The following is a 16,453-nucleotide window of genomic DNA, read 5'->3' on the forward strand; positions in this document are numbered from 1 at the left end:
GAATCATTACTGTGATCCTGGAATCGGTCAACAGTAACATCACAACATCCTTTACCGACGATGGGGTTACCACAACAGAGAATGTCAACCAGATCGGACTGCTGACAGGGCTCAAAACCGATATTTATGCGTCGAGTGGGGAAAAGACAATCTATGATGATGGCACTTTCGAGTCGACAGTCACACATACCCTGACAAACTTAATGGTCGATGACTATTCACTGGACTATACGACATCAAATTCTGTGACTAAACCAGGAACGACGTTTACTTCTTACGCACACTCCGATGTCAATCGAACCAGAGATTATAAATCGGTAATCACCAGTACGACCGACGTCGATACTGCCGGAATCGTGACATTCGCAGGAACGATGTTCGGTCACAATAAGACCTATTACTTTATAGACCTTGACAGTAATTCCCATTTAAATTCCTCAAGTGCTAATTCATCGTTCAACGCCAACAGCTCAGGGATTGGACATGAGTCAGGTCACATCATCTGGGATTATAATGGCAGCTTCGATGCCGGCCTCACCAATGTCCATATTTCAAGAACGTTGAATGATTACCACGCCGGTATGGTGATGTGGAATACGGATACGCTCGGTTCTTCGACGTATACCAACTCTGATATTGATTACTTACACACGTCTGTCATTAACACCAGCACCAGTAACTCCGGAGACAATGACTATACAGGCACCATCATCTTTACGGAAACAAACTCTGATGGACTGATTACATCTTTCGGAACGATCGACAGTACCGCTCTTGGGGGAGGTTCTTCAACGTATGATTATGAAGCAGTAACTACAACGACCACACCAGATTCAACATCCTCGAATACCACATACGCCAATGGCGCTACGATTTATAAAACGACCGATAACGGAGACGGGACGATTGTCGATGGTGTGATCGACCATACATTGACTTCCACATACACCATCAGCTTACAGGACCCGGCCGGCTTCTCTTATGGCTCTTACTACAGCTATGGCTACGTTTCTCCTCAGGGCAGTCCGATCACACATATCTTAAATGGACACGGTTCGAACGATACAACGGGTAAGATTACGACATCTGTTGTGACGACCACGGAAACACTGGGAGAAACAGTCACGACTTCCATAGAGACAGACTACAATGAAGTGGCTGATCTGACCTGGGATAGTTACCAACTCGCACATATCGAATTTACTGAAGACACGGGCAATGGGGAAATCAACAGTTATTACAACCATAATACCTTCAATGATAGTGGAAAAGGAAAATATTCACTGGAGTTAAGTTACACCGAAGGGGAAGGGGCCACTCCCGTAACATCGGACTATTCCGAAGATGGAAAAGGCTCTTCATCCGCAAACAGTTTGATCATACGCGATAAAACGATCAATCGAACTGACGGCCCCATCACAACCACAGGGAGTGCCACCACAACCGAGAACTTAATCATAGGTCAAACCTATTCCTATGAGGCTGCAGAGAATTATGTTGGTGCCACCGGCTCTTATTCAAAGTCCACAACAGAAGATACCACCAGCTATGCGACGATTGATGAAATAGCCCACATGTTCCGATCGGGTGTTGTGGTGGATAATTTTGAAGTGGTTCCGCTCGACGTTCAAAAAACCGCTGAATTGGACTACATTTCCAATAAAAGCACCTTATTGACGACCCATGCCTGGACGATGACTTCCGGGACGTATGCCCCCGGAAGCAGTACCTATGCTAACGAAATCGGCAAAAGGACAGACATCGATTCCCAATGGTCCAGCACAACCGATACGATGTCAGAATACATTTCCACGGTAGCAGCAGGTAATTTCTATGACCGTCGCTATTACGATTCCTCATCAACCAGGTCGGGGACTTTAATCTCGAATGACAATTACCTCTACATTTACGGCACAGGTACGGAAACCTCTGGTACTTCCACATTAATTCGTAATTACGATTACATCGCCAATAACGAAAAGGACGTGACCGACTCGCGGGGAGCCAATGGCACTCTGACAATAACCGTTCGTGGTACGAGTGGAACGGCGGGCGACACAACAACTACGATCTCTGCCTATCATCAAGGCCCCGATCAACGGCAATGGGAAACAGTGGATGTCACCAACAGTGGTTCGAAACATTCGACAAGTTCCGTTGTCAAATTTTTTGATATCGCACCGGAAAACCAACAGTACTACCATAGGTATTATGCGAATACCGTAGGCTATAACACGACGTCATATCGTAGATTTGACAGGTATTCTGACGGAACAACCAGTTCTTCGTCCAACTACTATCATGACTACAACGGTCGCGGCAACTCATTTGAAGATGAGTATATTAAATCAAAGGCCACAACCATTGAAAATGGCCTCACAGTCGTCAGAGAAAATTACGACCAGAACTTCAAGGAAAAGTTCGATATCATCACCAACGGTTATTATTCTTATACCAGCTCCACCCCTGCAAGTGGTGTAAAAACAGAAAACATCTATCAAATCGATACGTACTCTAGTGGCGATACCTGGTTGAATATCAACTCTGATAAAATCACAAAATCAGGGGTCGTCAATAATCCAGTACTCCCGGAACATGGGACTCAGGTCACTTTCTCATCTCAAGCCGTAGCTGAGAAAAATGGCTCCGGAAGCAATTTCCAGTCAGTTGACAGTTCTCGACAAATTGTTTCAACAGGAAACATCGTTAACAGTTCGACTTCCACTTCCAATTCAATCGATTCAACGTTCTGGACAGAAACAAGAACAAATGAAGTCCAATCTGATGTTTCATTTGTGAAAACAGTATTCTATGTACCGGCAGGATTTCGAGAAACAAGCTCATCTCTAAATCAGTATAGCTTGAACACAGAATTCGAAACCGGCACTCTCGGGACCTTTAGCCACACCAATGAACAAGGCCAGACCGAAACAGATATTTATCAAGGGTCTGAGGGCAATCCTGGCTGGCTCGTCGGCAGCCGATTTCAGTCTGAAGTATCGATTGAGAGTTTCACCGATACTGCCACAGGTGACTCAAAAAATACCACCGTCACCCATATTCTGAACTCCAACTATGATGCGAAATCATTTAAAACAAAAGAGATCGCATTTGACGGTTCCATTACCGTCACGGGCGGCGGAAGTGGAACATCTCAATCTCACTCACTTACGACAACGGTTTTAAATTCGGTCACAAATTCGAAGGGTCAGTATGAGATTGATTTTAAAGATTTTTATGCAAAAACAACGACGGTAAATTCAACAGCGACCTCAGAACTCTCATCCAACGCCAATATCAGCTATGTGTTCGATGTGAACGGTGACAAAGTATGGTCGGGAGATAAATCCTCATCCAGTCGTACCGAAGTTGATGCCAATAGAACAACTCACCAGTATACTCCGCCAGCGAAACAAAAGGTGCAGAACACGGATTCTAATAATAACGGCTGGCTGGATATCGTGATCGTAATCGCGAATATCTATTCCCACGAAACATTCTATGAATTAAAAACGACATCCAATTCCTATACATTGTCGCCAGCCGGAACGTACGTGCTTGATGAAGCGTTAGATTTCCAGAATACGGAGATTACGAACAATACCGATCACTATACCAGTACGACCTTTATCGAGGATCAACAGCACGCCGACAAATTTGTGAGCATTTTTTCGCTAAATTTAGTATACGAAGCGCAGACGAGCGGGAATGGAAAAACGTATTCGTTCACAAAGTATGAAGATGGTTCCTCCGTGAAACGAAACCAGAATGTTTCAAATCCAAGTCACCAGACGTCATTGTATAATGAAACGACAACCTGGAATGATGGTGACATGGATACGATCTATAGATATTCCAATTCCGTGACCGAGAACACAGAAAACTGGGAACTTCATCGTGATGAATTTGATGTGATCACAGTCGATGAGATTTTCTTCAAACACGTATCGGATAGTACCTTTTTTGAAATCTTATCTCATACCGATCAGGGAACAACGACCACGACTGGTCCTGCTCCATTCACATATCAAGATCAACCGACATTCGATCTCACAAAGGTGGAAACGACTTCTACAAATTACTCAAGATTTTATTCTGATCGCGATTACACAGAGTCCATTCAATCCTGGGATTTAACCAATCAAATTCTGACCGCTTCCGTATTTGAGTATCACGATGTTAACTATCACACTGTTTATGATTATTCATATACGTCCTCAATCTCTGGTGGTAGTTTAACCCTCGGGAGTTCAGCGACTTTACACCAGGAAGCGGCAGGAAATTACAATTCTGTCGGGCAAGCGAACTACACAACGGATATCGCCGGTAATATTTTATCATCCAACTTTACTGGAACGGTCACTGTTGATTTTCTAGAATCCATGTCTGTTAATGCATCAGGAGGGGGAACTTATGACTGGGTTACCTGGGAGTTTCTGGGAGGAGTCGAGCAACCTCCCACAGCAGTGATCACGGCAACTTCCATTTCAGATCTGGTCATACTGGAAAAAGAATTAACTTACTCAGGATCATACGATTATGTTACCGGCAGTTCCGCTGAGCTGGTCCAAACATTAGTCACCATCACCCAGGACGGGCACCATATTACCCTTCCTGTCGTGGTCAACTTTGAAGATGTGACAGGAAATCATGGTCTCTGGGGTGCTGCAGGGTATGCTCCAACCGGCTATATCGCCTTCGAAGATCCGGGAAACTATCTCAACGAATTCTTATATATTGCTTTAACATTGCGAGGAACGGGTGATCTGGACACCTCGTTGATGGCAGCCCAACAGCATCAACAATTCGGCGAAATCACCGCATTTATCCAGGCGAACAGCCTCGCATGGCAAGACAATATTGCAACCGTACTTCGTAACTATGCAAACGCGTTCGAAGAATTTGTCAATATCGGACACGACGTGTATCATTCGAACGCCCATCTCGACTACCGAGATGGACTCCTTGATCGGGTAAGTCAGAGGCTGAATCCTTGGCATGATTCGATATCTTTAGGTAGGCCAACACCCGAATATGGAAATCAGGAAGCATTTGATCTTGGTGCTGAACACGGCGAACAAGCCGTCGAAGAAGTCCAAAGTCTCATCAAGAAAGCAGGTGAAGCTGCCGTTGAAGCAGCAATCCTGGCTGCCTCGGCAACCCCCTATGGTCGCGTCTTGAAAATAGCCTATGTTATCTACAAGGCAGTGAACGCATACAACACAGTGAACGATGCGGTGGCTGAATATGAAGATACGGGCACGATTTCCCTGGATACCGTGGTCGATTTATACTTTAGTTTTTCAGGCCTCAGAAGTTCAACCAAGCTGAAAGTTGGCGGGAGTAACCTGAATAAAGCAGGTTCAGCCCCGAATCCGCTCGGTTGTTTTGTTGCAGAGACCCCGATTCTTGTGCCCTCTGACTTAGACTTGAGTCCCCAGTTTGCAGGGATCATTTCGGATCCCAAAACCGCTCAGGAATGGGACCTTACCACCGTCTTCTGGGCTGCCCTCTCAGTTCCAATCGGACTGATCGGGGTGGGCTTGACCGAAAAGAAAAAGAAGAAAAAACAGCTTCCTTTTACCAAACTGGATCATTTGTTTGCAGCCAATGACCTGCACGAACTTTGGCATCCCACGGCCAGGGTTCCCACTACAGTTCAGTCAGGTTATGTTCCTCTCCATCAGGAATCAGACTTCAAGGGTCTACCGGTTGGAGGGGGAGTAGCAGCAATACAGAGAAATTCACAGAATCAGTTGAGAAAGCAGGTTCAAATGCAAAGCACGCATCGAAAACATAAGTCTGCACAAACAAAAAACAAGTCAGTTCGCAACCGAGTTCGATCTCGCCTCTTCGGAGGAATCAGCGTCGTTGGTTTACTTGGTCTACTCACAACACTCCTGCTGTCAGGTAGTTTGCTGTGGATGGCTGCACCCCAGAACGTTGATTCGAAGCCCGCTGCGTTATCCCAAAACACGATTCCCGTTAGTACGATTGCAAAACACAATTCATCCAGCTACAGAACCATTAAAGACATCAAACTGGGCCAACGCACTTTGGGCGTGAACCCGCTTCGAGAACAGGTTCCAGACCGTCTACAGGATCCGGATCCCAAATTCTGGCGTGAAGTTCACCTCCAGACCACCAATGATTTGAACCAGAGCGTTACCATTCAACTGGTCAGGCCCCTGGGATGGATTTACTCTCTGAATGTCTGGAAAGGCAATCACATTCCTCTTGATCTGACTGATTTACACGTTCATGGGAAAGGCCTTGTGACCTATGTGGGAGCGTGTCCTCAAATCCAAAAAGCAGAAGGTAGTGTTGTTACCGGGAAATTCATCATCGAACCAACTGATAACCTGCTTAACGTCACAATCGAAGGTCAAGACGAACCAACAGGGGTGACGGCTAATCACCATTTCTGGTCTATGGATCGCCAGCAGTTTATTCCCGCCGGAAAATTACACACAGGCGAGACAGTCGATACCATCGACGGACCAAAAGCGGTTGTGTCGCTTGTTCCACGTAAAAAAGAGACGGTTTACGATTTAGAAATTCATGGTGAACACGTCTATCGAGTCGGTTTGTCTGCCACGCTTGTGCATAATTCCAGGATGAAAGGAGCTGCTCCCAAGAAGAAGTATTCCGAAATATTCGGTAAGGAATTTTTCAAGGCATTTGGAAAGAAACTGAAAGGAAAGTTAATTGAAGATACTTTCGACTTAGCTGAAGAAATCCTGAAAAGCAGCCCTTCACCTGCGTTAGCAGGGGAAAACAAGGAAGGGAAGTTTGAAGGGGTTCTGACGCTGGCTCCATTTGAATTATATGTACCGCGCGGAAGCGATGCCTGGGTCGACTTGACCAGTATCCTGAGCCTGCTTAACTAAAGTTGTTTTGCATCCAGTAAGCACGGTCAATGAGTAAAAAGGGCAAGTCTCATGTCTATTGGACCTGTCCCTTTTTTCATGCCAGGATAAAAAATGTCAGAAACTGAGAAAAGTATCGAAGCCCAAAACCACATTGAAATCGAGGGAAACCTATACCGCTGCAAAATTCGATGCGTATTGGAATTCAGAGTCGGCACACTTGATCTTTGCTTCTTTTATTTGCTTGAAAATGGAGAGATTTATTTTAAACAACAACGATTGAGTTTCTCTGAGTTTTCCTCTCTGTTTGAGAAGGGAAAAATCACGGCGTCTCCTCCAGAGGAGGGAGTATTAAATATCCCTGATCTTATGTGGGCCGAATTTTCCAATGCACTTTTTCAAGATCATAACGAAGACTTCCTACTTGAAATTCAAGACGAGCTTAGTATGCTGCAAGGCAAACCAGGTGCTGTGGAATTATGCAAACAGGCATTCTGCATTTATCAAAAAGAACCAACTCCTGACAAAAAACAAGCTTTAAGAGTAGCTTACGATAATGTACCAGAACATCTTCGGTGTTGGCTGGGAAGTTTTGATATCAAGGATTCTGAAATTCGTGACGCATTAAAATAAGCGTTTTTCCTCCAACGTCGCCCTTATGATAAACGGACAATAAAAAGACAATAAAAAGGGGTCAGGACCGAATGGCACTGCCGCTGTTTTTTGAGTTTGTGTTTGCGCAACGCTTTCGGCGTGACGCAGTCACGGTTTTAATTTTCTGATTTTTTGCCAGTTCGCTGGAAATTGTGTTTGGCAAAACCTTTCCTGGCATTATGCTGCGTTCTGGCAAGACCTTCCTTGGGTTGGTGTGGGTAAAACATTTGACCAAGGAAGGTTCTATGCCATTTATATCAGCTTCCCGTTTGAATGCAGCATCATTTTCTCTTTTCAAACGCTCGATGATGCAAAATGCTTCGCTTCCGCTGGCCGATGTGATCGATGACCAGGGCTGGCAGCAGATCTTCGATGAACACAAAATCAATTTTGGTTCCGACGAGGATGACGTTTACACACCCGCAATCACGCTCTGGGCCTTAATTTCTCAGGTCTTCTTTTCCGGCGAGCAACGCAGCTGTAAAGCGGCCGTGATCCGTGTTGCCAGCCTGTGTGCCGCGCTGGGCCGACGGGTTTGCAGTACGAATACCAGTGCTTATTGTCGGGCGCGACTCAAAATCCCGTTTATCGTCATTCGAGACATTGTCCAACAAATTGCCGCTGATGCGGAAGCGGCCTGTGATCAGAATCGTGTCCAGACCAGAGAGCAGTCGGCGGCACGCCTCAGTCCTTCCAGCATCGCTGATGTGAAATCGCGGAGCACCGGCGGTCGCATTCTGCTGGTTGACGGCTTCACCATCACGACCGCCGATACTCCCAAGAATCAGCGTGCCTATCCACAGAACCCGACTCAGAAACCGGGGCTCGGGTTCCCCGTTCTACGCTGCGTTTCTCTGATCTCGATGACAACCGGACTGCTGGTGGATCTAGTGAGCGGGCCTTACAGCGGAAAAGGCAGTGGCGAAACGGCCCTGTTCTGGCAAATGCGCGATGCACTCCGACCGGGAGATACCCTGGTGGCAGACTCGTATTACTGCACGTACTGGCTGGTGAGTGCGTGCCGTGCGCGGGGCGTGCAGATTCTGATGAAGAATCATCACCTGCGTGACGATCATCCCCAGAACGCACGGCGGCTGAGCAAACGGGAGCGACTGGTGACCTGGTCACGACCATTGCAACGTCCTGCCTGGATGACCCGTCAGGAATTCTGGCAACAACCGCTGACGCTCACTCTGCGTCTGGTCGATGTGCAGACCAATCAGCCGGGGTATCGCGCCAAAACGTTTACGATTGCCACCAGCATCACAGATCGGAAAGCATCCCCGGCGCGCTGGATCGCCGCCATGTATCAAAGCCGCTGGCTGATCGAACTGGATATTCGCAGCATCAAGTGTTCGCTGGGTATGGATATTCTGCGTGCGAAGTCTCCGGACATGGTGCTCACCGAACTCTGGTCGTGCCTGCTGGCGTACAATCTGATTCGGTTCAAAATGCTGCAAAGCAGTCTCTCAACAGACCGTGATCCGCGTTCCCTCTCGTTTGCCACCACGCAACAGATGCTGGCTGCCAGTTGGTTGTTGGGAGCCGTCACGAAGCTCACGGATGAGTTGGTTGCACTCGGACAACAGGTCCCCAGCAGCGAACGTGTGGGGCATCGCACTGGTCGAACAGAACCCAGAGCCAATAAACGCCGCACCAAAGTGCTGGCTTTGCTGAAGCAACCAAGATACCATTACCATCAACAAAGGAGGACGATCGTATGAACGCAAACTGTTACGCTACAACAGGCAGTGCCATTCGTGTCAGGAACCTTTAATTGATAAGAGATTACTCAAAAAGGCGGATAATGAAAAAAGTAAATTAATAGATGATGTTAATGTGATGAAAACAGCGAGGAATCAGGTCATCCATGGTATTGATCAAATAAAGCAAAAGATTAATGGTATCAAGGGAGACTCTCCTAGTGCAAAAAGAAAAAGAGCTGATAGTTTACGAAATCTAGGAGAGTTTCAAGAGTATCTTGAACTCTTAAATAATCTTCTGGATTAGAGAGTTTGACCATGAAAAATCTCATGGGGATAAGATATGAAAATTTGATTGCCAAATTAGGTGTAACTCCAGAGAAACATTATCATTCCAAAAATAGTAAAACTGGGTTCTCAGTTTTTATTAAAAAAAATGAGTTTTTGTTTATTGATGACGAGTTGACTTCTATTAATATTTATAATTTCCCTGCAGCGTCAAGTATTCCCGGTTTCGTGTTTCCTATCGAGACAGAACTTGAAAAGTTTTTGGGGACACTTGCAGTAGAGGACATCGAATGGGAAGTATATCAAAAGTACTCTTACGAGCATTGGGTCGTAATCAAGTTGCTGCAGCACAGTCTTCTCTATGAGTTCTATTTTGATTTTGAAAATAAATTATTAAAATTAGAAAGAATCAGACTCGAAAGAGATTGGATAGAAGAATGACGGTGCTCCCAAACTTGGACAAAGGACAGAAAAATATGTCTGGAACCTTAAATTGACTCTGGTTCTTTACTGTTGATCAGCCATGATTCGGGTTGAAATAATCTGGAAATAATTGCCATGCAAAAGTTCTTGATTACTGGTATTGTTTTCTTCTATTTGATTGCCAGTAATGCAGCCAGTGGTGCTGATCCTCTACCCGTATTTCCTCGCAATCCTTCTCTGTGGATCAACTCCCCCCCTGTCTCAACAGAAATGTTCAAAGGAAAAGCAATCATGCTCTATTTCTTTGAAGAGGGTTGCCCGCGTTGTCTGGCAAAGTGGCCGGAACTAATGAATTTCTCAAAAAAACTGAATGGGGAACCCATTCTATTTATCGCTGTCAACTCGGGAACTCCACGCAATCAACTTTTATCTTATGTGCGAACCTCTCGCATCAATTTGCCTATTCTGATCGACGAAGATCGATCGTTTGAAACGGCATGTGGCGTTCCTGAAATCTCTCTGGATAACATCTGGCAATTGCGAATTATCACTGCCGATGGAAAACTGACAACAGGCAATGTCAGCCAACTGGAAGAAGTGGCAAGGAAAGCATTAGAAAGTGCAAGTTGGAATCTTGACCCGAAAGAGATTCCTGCCAGCTTGAAAAATACCTGGGTCAATGTTGAGTTCGGTAACTATTCCGCAGCGGCGAAGATGATCCTGAAAAATCAGACAAGTGGAAAGATAGAGGTTAAAAATGCTGCACAAAAGATGCTTGAATATGTCAACAACCAATTGAACGAAGAACTAAAGAGTGCCAATTCCGACCTTGAAATGGAATATAAATGGAATGCATTCAAGAAATATTCCAACATTCTTCAACGATTCAAAGGGTACGAAATTCCCGAGGAAGTAGGGCAGAACCTTAGAACTCTCAACGCCGATGAAAAAATTCAAGTTGAACTCGCCGCTCAAAAACGCTTTTCTCTTGCAGAACGTGCTTTCAGTTCACGCTCAATATCAAGCCGTAAAAAAGCAATGATCATCCTGAAAAAACTTGTTTTGGAACACCCTGAAACCGAAGCGGGTAAAAAGGCAGAAGCAGCCATCGAAAAAATAGAAGGTTCGAGTGTTCTTAAATAGCATCTTTCATTTTCGAGACCGTATCCTCGGTCAAACGACACGCAATTATTTTGGCGCATTTTAAATGGGCATGTTTCCTCTTCCGATGAGTAAGTGAAATATTTCGTGTTGCCAGCCCGGTTCGAGGACAGGAAACACCATCGGGATGTTTTGGGGCCGCGAGCGACGTTCGTCTTACCCCATGAGTCATGTCGGATCAATTGGTTCATGGAAGTAATAGCACAAACCGTCTGGCGCGACTACGAAAAACACTTGTAGTTTTTGACCGTCCCGATTGTCGATGCACCAATTGGCAATCGAGACGCCGTTTGATTCCATTTCGTCTTTAACTTGTTGGATGTTTGTTACAAGTATTGCGGCGCCATCCTGCGACGGGTCACCACCGTTTATAGCGAATCCGAGACGTGTCCCGTCCCTTTCGAGTACTACCGTTGGTACAGGGGCGTCGTGTCGTTCGATCTCCGTCATGCCAAAGTGTTTGGCGTACCAGTTGGAGGTCGAATCGAGATCGGTGATCGGTAACGACAAGACGTCATCTTGGTACGGTGAGGCGGACTTGAAAACGGGTTCGATTGGCATTGTAATTGAGACTTGGTTTGAAGGTTTGAATCACAGAACTTGTTATTCAATTGCACGGAACTACTCACCTAATATGCTACCGGACAAAATTGGCATTTCAATATTTAATTTCAGTGAGCATCTTTATTTATACTAATACTGCGCTCATATGGAAAAAGTGAAAAAGCGATAAGGTATAAAACTGATTGTGCAGCATGTTCAGAAAACCTTGATTAAAACGTGCATGTTGAAGCCCCTCCAAACTGGAATCATCTCACCAAGCCTGAGTTGGCAAAACGGATGAGTTCCACGCACACGTATGGAGTCCGCTTTTTGGGTGGATTAAAAACGTATTTGCGAAAACGTTTGAGTATATCGGACGAGGGCAAGAGTAACGTTAAAGATCACTGGATTTTACGGAGCGCAGTGGAGTGAAATTCCAGTGCAGCGCCTGATTAGCAAATTATTAACTTTTTCTCCCAATAGCCATGAAGTGAAGACTCGAAGCCATCAAAGCTGGATCTCTTTCAATTAGGCCAAGTACCTGCATCAACTTCTGCTTCTTGGCTCTTTCGGACAGGTGGTTTTCAAGGTTATTCAGAATCCAGGCAGGTCCTTCAATAGCAAGCATAGCTTCTACTCTGAATTCAGCCTCCGATACTTCCTCTTCCAATTCACTTGGTAAATGGAAAAACGAATCGGTGAAATATGATTTGCCCGGTACATTACGGTGCTGGCCATCTTTGAGATCCTGTTGAACGATTGCAAAGAAATCAGGGTCTGTGAATGTTTCTGATATCATGCCGCTCAGAACAGATGCAAAACGGGATATGCCAACAGCAAAGACAACTCCCCCTGCCTTCAATATCCGGAATGACTCTCGAAGAGCACATATTCTCTCATGGCGTTCCGTAAGGTGATAAAGCGGCCCCAGCAGGAGTACAGCGTCGGCAAAATCATTGTCAAAATCAAGTTTGCGAGCATCACCGACGGTGCATGTAAGGATTGGATTTTCCGGCTGCGATTCCGATGCCTGCTGGGCAAGGACAACATGCTTGTGTACAGGGTCGACCAGATGGACATCATGGCCCTTATTGGCTAGGTAACACGAATACGGACCTGTACCGCCGCCTATATCCAACAAAGTTGAGGACGATTCAGGAATATAGCGTTCAATAATATCTATAGTCCTTTCGAACTCAAGCTGGCCTGTTGGCTTGCACAGTCGGCTGTGTTCTTCATATGTCTCATAAAAGTTGAGAACGTTCTGAAAATTGTTTCCCATCATTTGTCTCGCTAACTAACGTCCAGCATCACCGGGCCGGCGGTGAAGGCTCTCCATTTAAAACCGGCCCGGCCGCCGACTCCAGTGCATGCGTCCGTCACAAAGTGAATTTTACCATCGGGTTGCCTGTTTTTCTAACCGTTCGCCGCGTATTACACCGTTTCTGGATTTCGCTCGTTGATCGCTATCAACGGCAGCCCACGCTTGTAGGTCGAGTCTCGAGCGGTGTCGTCGTCGGATTGCCGTCCCGAGAATCGTTGGATTGATTTGCAGTACCGAATTCATCGAGTTTTGCGAACAGAATCGCGCCAGAGCCGTCTTCCGTCTGTAAAGAGATGTGCCTCTCCGTTAGTCGAAGGGAGCCCATCCGACCTCGGTAACCGTTCAATCACCACCAGAGCATTCTCTCACTTTCCGTCGAAGGTACACTGACTCAGGGTAGTCGTACGTCAGCAACAGTGCCCCCTCGGCGGCATATTTCTCGAACAAACTCGAGATCAAATAGTCTTCACCGGGCCAGGGATAGGCAAAAACGACATCAAATTCATCGAGGTCAAGTTGCAGTTCTTCGTATCCATCTTCCGCATCTGTGATGAGCCAGGAATACGTGGCGTTGTTGTCGACATAGGCTTCCTCGGCACAGGATTCGGCACCCGAGGGAATGAAGCTGCCTTGAACGAACTCCACGGGCAGTCCAAAGTCATCTGCCAACCTGCGGGATGCATCGACCAGCTCTTCCTCAATCTCAATGCCACAGGCCATAAATTCAAGCATCGCGGCTAACGAGGCTACCACGCCGAAACCACTTCCCCATTCGCAGAACGAATTTCCGGGGGCAAGATTCCCGACGGTGATGGCTTGCAGAGCGTGGTAAACCGTTTTGTAATCACTGGGTACGAAACCAGGCGCGCGGCGTGGACTAGCCTGGAGAATCTGGCTGACTCTCAAATCTGCTTCGTGAAGAAAGGCAACGATCTCGTCGGGCAAGAACGAATCGTGATTCAAGAGTTCAATTTCCACTAATGGCACGTCAGGTAATCCTGTAAGAAATTCGGTTCCGAGCGAGGCACCATACCCCGTCATGTAAAGGAACAGTCGATTCAGAATCGACTGCAGCAGACTTAGTCACGAGCAAAAAACAGCCAGTCTGTCTGCTCTACGTTGATCAGATTATTGAAAACGGTCACGGGTTCAATACGAACTTCGCGGAACACCTCGTGCAGCGCATCGACAAACCGTGAACTCTCTGCGTACGACCAGACGCCGAGAATCCCATCTGCTTCAAGATGAAGCTTCGCACGCTGCAATCCATCGGCCGTGTAAAATTTACCGCTGGCTTTGTCCAGTCTCTCATCCGGTGAATGATCCACGTCGATGAGAATCAGGTCATACTTCTGTTCCGGCGGACTGGCGAGTTGCTGATAGATGTCACCCTGAGTCACTTTGAGCCGGTTGTCTGCGTTCAACTTGTCTGACAGTGGGACCAGTCCCTGCTCCAGCCAGCTGAGCACCTGCGGAAGAAACTCAATCACCTCGCATTGTGAAACTTGATCGGATTCCTGCGCTGTCCAGGCGGTGTAACCCAGGCCGAGGCCTCCGACCAGAACGCGCAGGCGGGATCCGGAGTGCATCTGCAGCGAGATTTCCGACAGTGCCTTCTCGGAGGCCGTCAGGTAACTGCTCATCAGAAATTCATGGTCGAGCGTAACCTCAGTGACAATCGTGCCTGGCTCACACAGCAACTCGCGACGCCGCAGACACAGTATGCCGAGCTCGGTGGGTTCGCAGGCGAGGATTTCGAAGATAGGAGGTTCCATGAAAAAGCGGGTTTCGTTACGAAGGAATGGGACGCCTGGCGGGCAACGGTGCGTAGCTAATTATTCTTTTTTTCCGGTTTCAGTTTGCGTTTTTCCTTTGGCGTAAGCAGGGCCTTTTTCTTTACTTCCCTTATCAGCCATCTCTGTTTCTCCATAGTTAAAAATGAAGATGCGCTCAGATTCTTCAGATGGGCCTGACGTTTTCGGCACAGGGGCCTTTCGGTCCACTTCCTTCGGTGTATGACACGCGTTGTCCTTCCTGGAGTTCTTCGAATGTCAATCCTTCGAGGTTCGACGAGTGGAAAAACAAGTCCTTGCCGCTTGCGGTGTCGATAAATCCAAAACCATTCTGCATCACTTTTTTAATCGTGCCTTCTGCCATGTTAAATCCTTTTCCTCAAAAAGAGTTTCTCTGCGGAGCTGCCTGACATCACACTGTAGAGACCACTTCGCCGCGTAGACGAATCGTAACTGACAGGAAGTTGTCAGGTCAACTGGCAGCGACAGAGTTTGTTTTGAGTTCTTGCATGACAGCGGAGCGTCTGCACAAAGAGTTCGGAAAATACGCTGCTGACGAGTCCGAGAAGCGGACATTTTAGCTATCCTCAAAACGGTAGAATTATGGCACATTTCGGAAAACGTATGAGTTGATAGAATTACAAAAGCGACCGAGATGGGAGAACCAGAACTTGTTCAAGTGCTTAATAGTTCTACAAACATGGCTTGGCTGTTTTTTTGGGCGTTAGTGCTTCGGTTTACGCAATTGTTAGTAGGCTATTGGTAGAACGACACGATGCCACGGCTTTGCGCAGTCGCAGTATCCAGACATGTCCGGATGATTAATCTGGCTTCTTCAATGTCCGGATCATCTGGGAAATCCATACTAAGCTCGGAAAGTCTCTTGGCTTCCTGCGCAGTTTCTTGTGCGGTGAGATGGCTTATCATGGGAAAGTCGCCATGAGTCAAAATAGGAATTGGGGGACGAACGTGCTCAAGAGGCAAGCCCAAGTCTAGTGGCGATAGGTCACCAATCATACCGCCGTCCCCAAGCCGAATGCCCAGCACATGACAGAGGAGTTCAAGTGCTGATCCGTGCGTCGAGTCGGTACGAGCAAGATTGCCAGATACAAGGTCAGAGATTGCATCGTGAGAAACGTGAGTGAATGAAGCAATCAAGGGTTCTATTTCATCATCTTCCTCCTCTTCGTCAGGTAACGGACGAAACAAGAACGGTCCCGGAGACGAATACTTGGCTAGTTCTGGATCTTCGCATTCGTAACGAATGAGGATCTTCTCGATACCTGAGTTGGGGAAACACTCATGAATCGCCATCAATACATCTTCCTGGGTATGTGATGGAATGTGTATAACGATTTCGAGAATAATGATCCCCACCCCGCTCAGCGCTGTCGTCACTTCGTCAACAGTGATGGGGTGATCGTCGAGGTGGATGCTTTCATGAACGATGCGAAGAGTGGAATCAGGGTTCAGTGACGCTATGTCAGACTCCGGTTGCACCTCGTCATTATCAGATTCTTCATTGGTGGCAGCACGCAGTTTCGCTAGAAGCGCAGAGTCTTCCGAACCGATTGCGGCAACCAATTCCGCAATGTCTACAGCATAAAGCGACGTGGAATATCCCATCTTACGGCTGCCTACTAACATGTTATTCATCTACATGGACTTGTTCAGGTATAGTACCTTACACTCAAG

Annotated in this window: 11 protein-coding genes (1 of these 11 running past the window's edge); 5 read left to right on the top strand and 6 right to left on the bottom strand. The window is 46.6% G+C overall.

From position 1 onward, the window contains the following. From Enr17x_RS25175 to Enr17x_RS25195, 5 genes are all read left to right on the top strand, one after another. Positions 1 to 6,890, top strand: the 3' end of a protein-coding gene (locus Enr17x_RS25175) for a Calx-beta domain-containing protein (RefSeq protein WP_145312537.1). The gene continues 26,572 nt to the left of window position 1, outside the view; only the last 6,890 of its 33,462 coding nucleotides appear in the window; its start codon lies beyond the left edge, outside the window; the stop codon is at positions 6,888 to 6,890. Between the two features lie 93 nt (positions 6,891 to 6,983). After that, positions 6,984 to 7,502, top strand: a complete 519-nt coding sequence (locus Enr17x_RS25180) for a DUF7639 domain-containing protein (RefSeq protein WP_145312539.1) — start codon at positions 6,984 to 6,986, stop codon at positions 7,500 to 7,502. 266 nt (positions 7,503 to 7,768) lie between these two features. Then, entirely contained in the window at positions 7,769 to 9,247 is a 1,479-nt protein-coding gene (locus Enr17x_RS25185; protein WP_232100853.1) for an IS4 family transposase, read from the top strand. A 297-nt stretch (positions 9,248 to 9,544) separates the two neighbouring features. Continuing rightward, the gene (locus Enr17x_RS25190) at positions 9,545 to 9,955 is read left to right on the top strand and encodes a hypothetical protein (RefSeq protein ID WP_145312541.1); all 411 of its coding nucleotides are present in this window, start codon (positions 9,545 to 9,547) and stop codon (positions 9,953 to 9,955) included. 117 nt (positions 9,956 to 10,072) lie between these two features. Further along, positions 10,073 to 11,080: a TlpA family protein disulfide reductase gene (locus Enr17x_RS25195; RefSeq protein ID WP_145312543.1), complete on the top strand. Its 1,008-nt coding sequence runs from the start codon at positions 10,073 to 10,075 to the stop codon at positions 11,078 to 11,080. A 186-nt stretch (positions 11,081 to 11,266) separates the two neighbouring features. Here the strand turns inward: Enr17x_RS25195 and Enr17x_RS25200 are convergent, their stop codons facing one another. The 6 genes from Enr17x_RS25200 to Enr17x_RS25225 all read right to left on the bottom strand — a co-directional run bounded on the left by Enr17x_RS25200 (position 11,267) and on the right by Enr17x_RS25225 (position 16,414). Beyond that, a complete protein-coding gene (locus tag Enr17x_RS25200) occupies positions 11,267 to 11,659 on the bottom strand; it encodes a VOC family protein (RefSeq protein ID WP_145312545.1) in 393 nt (130 codons plus the stop codon). A 445-nt stretch (positions 11,660 to 12,104) separates the two neighbouring features. Next, complete coding sequence (locus Enr17x_RS25205; RefSeq protein ID WP_145312547.1) at positions 12,105 to 12,926, bottom strand: class I SAM-dependent methyltransferase; 822 nt, start codon at positions 12,924 to 12,926, stop codon at positions 12,105 to 12,107. 381 nt (positions 12,927 to 13,307) lie between these two features. Further along, positions 13,308 to 13,952, bottom strand: a complete 645-nt coding sequence (locus tag Enr17x_RS25210; protein WP_145312549.1) for a class I SAM-dependent methyltransferase — start codon at positions 13,950 to 13,952, stop codon at positions 13,308 to 13,310. 92 nt (positions 13,953 to 14,044) lie between these two features. Next, positions 14,045 to 14,740 (bottom strand): polyamine aminopropyltransferase, encoded by a 696-nt coding sequence (locus Enr17x_RS25215; protein ID WP_145312551.1) that lies wholly within the window; start codon positions 14,738 to 14,740, stop codon positions 14,045 to 14,047. A gap of 184 nt (positions 14,741 to 14,924) precedes the next feature. Beyond that, positions 14,925 to 15,122 (bottom strand): cold-shock protein, encoded by a 198-nt coding sequence (locus Enr17x_RS25220; RefSeq protein ID WP_145312553.1) that lies wholly within the window; start codon positions 15,120 to 15,122, stop codon positions 14,925 to 14,927. 392 nt (positions 15,123 to 15,514) lie between these two features. Continuing rightward, on the bottom strand, positions 15,515 to 16,414 hold the full coding sequence (locus Enr17x_RS25225; protein ID WP_145312555.1) for a DUF7691 family protein: 900 nt from the start codon (positions 16,412 to 16,414) through the stop codon (positions 15,515 to 15,517). Positions 16,415 to 16,453: the final 39 nt, after the last annotated feature.

The sequence above is a fragment of the Gimesia fumaroli genome (assembly GCF_007754425.1).
Lineage (GTDB): Bacteria > Planctomycetota > Planctomycetia > Planctomycetales > Planctomycetaceae > Gimesia > Gimesia fumaroli.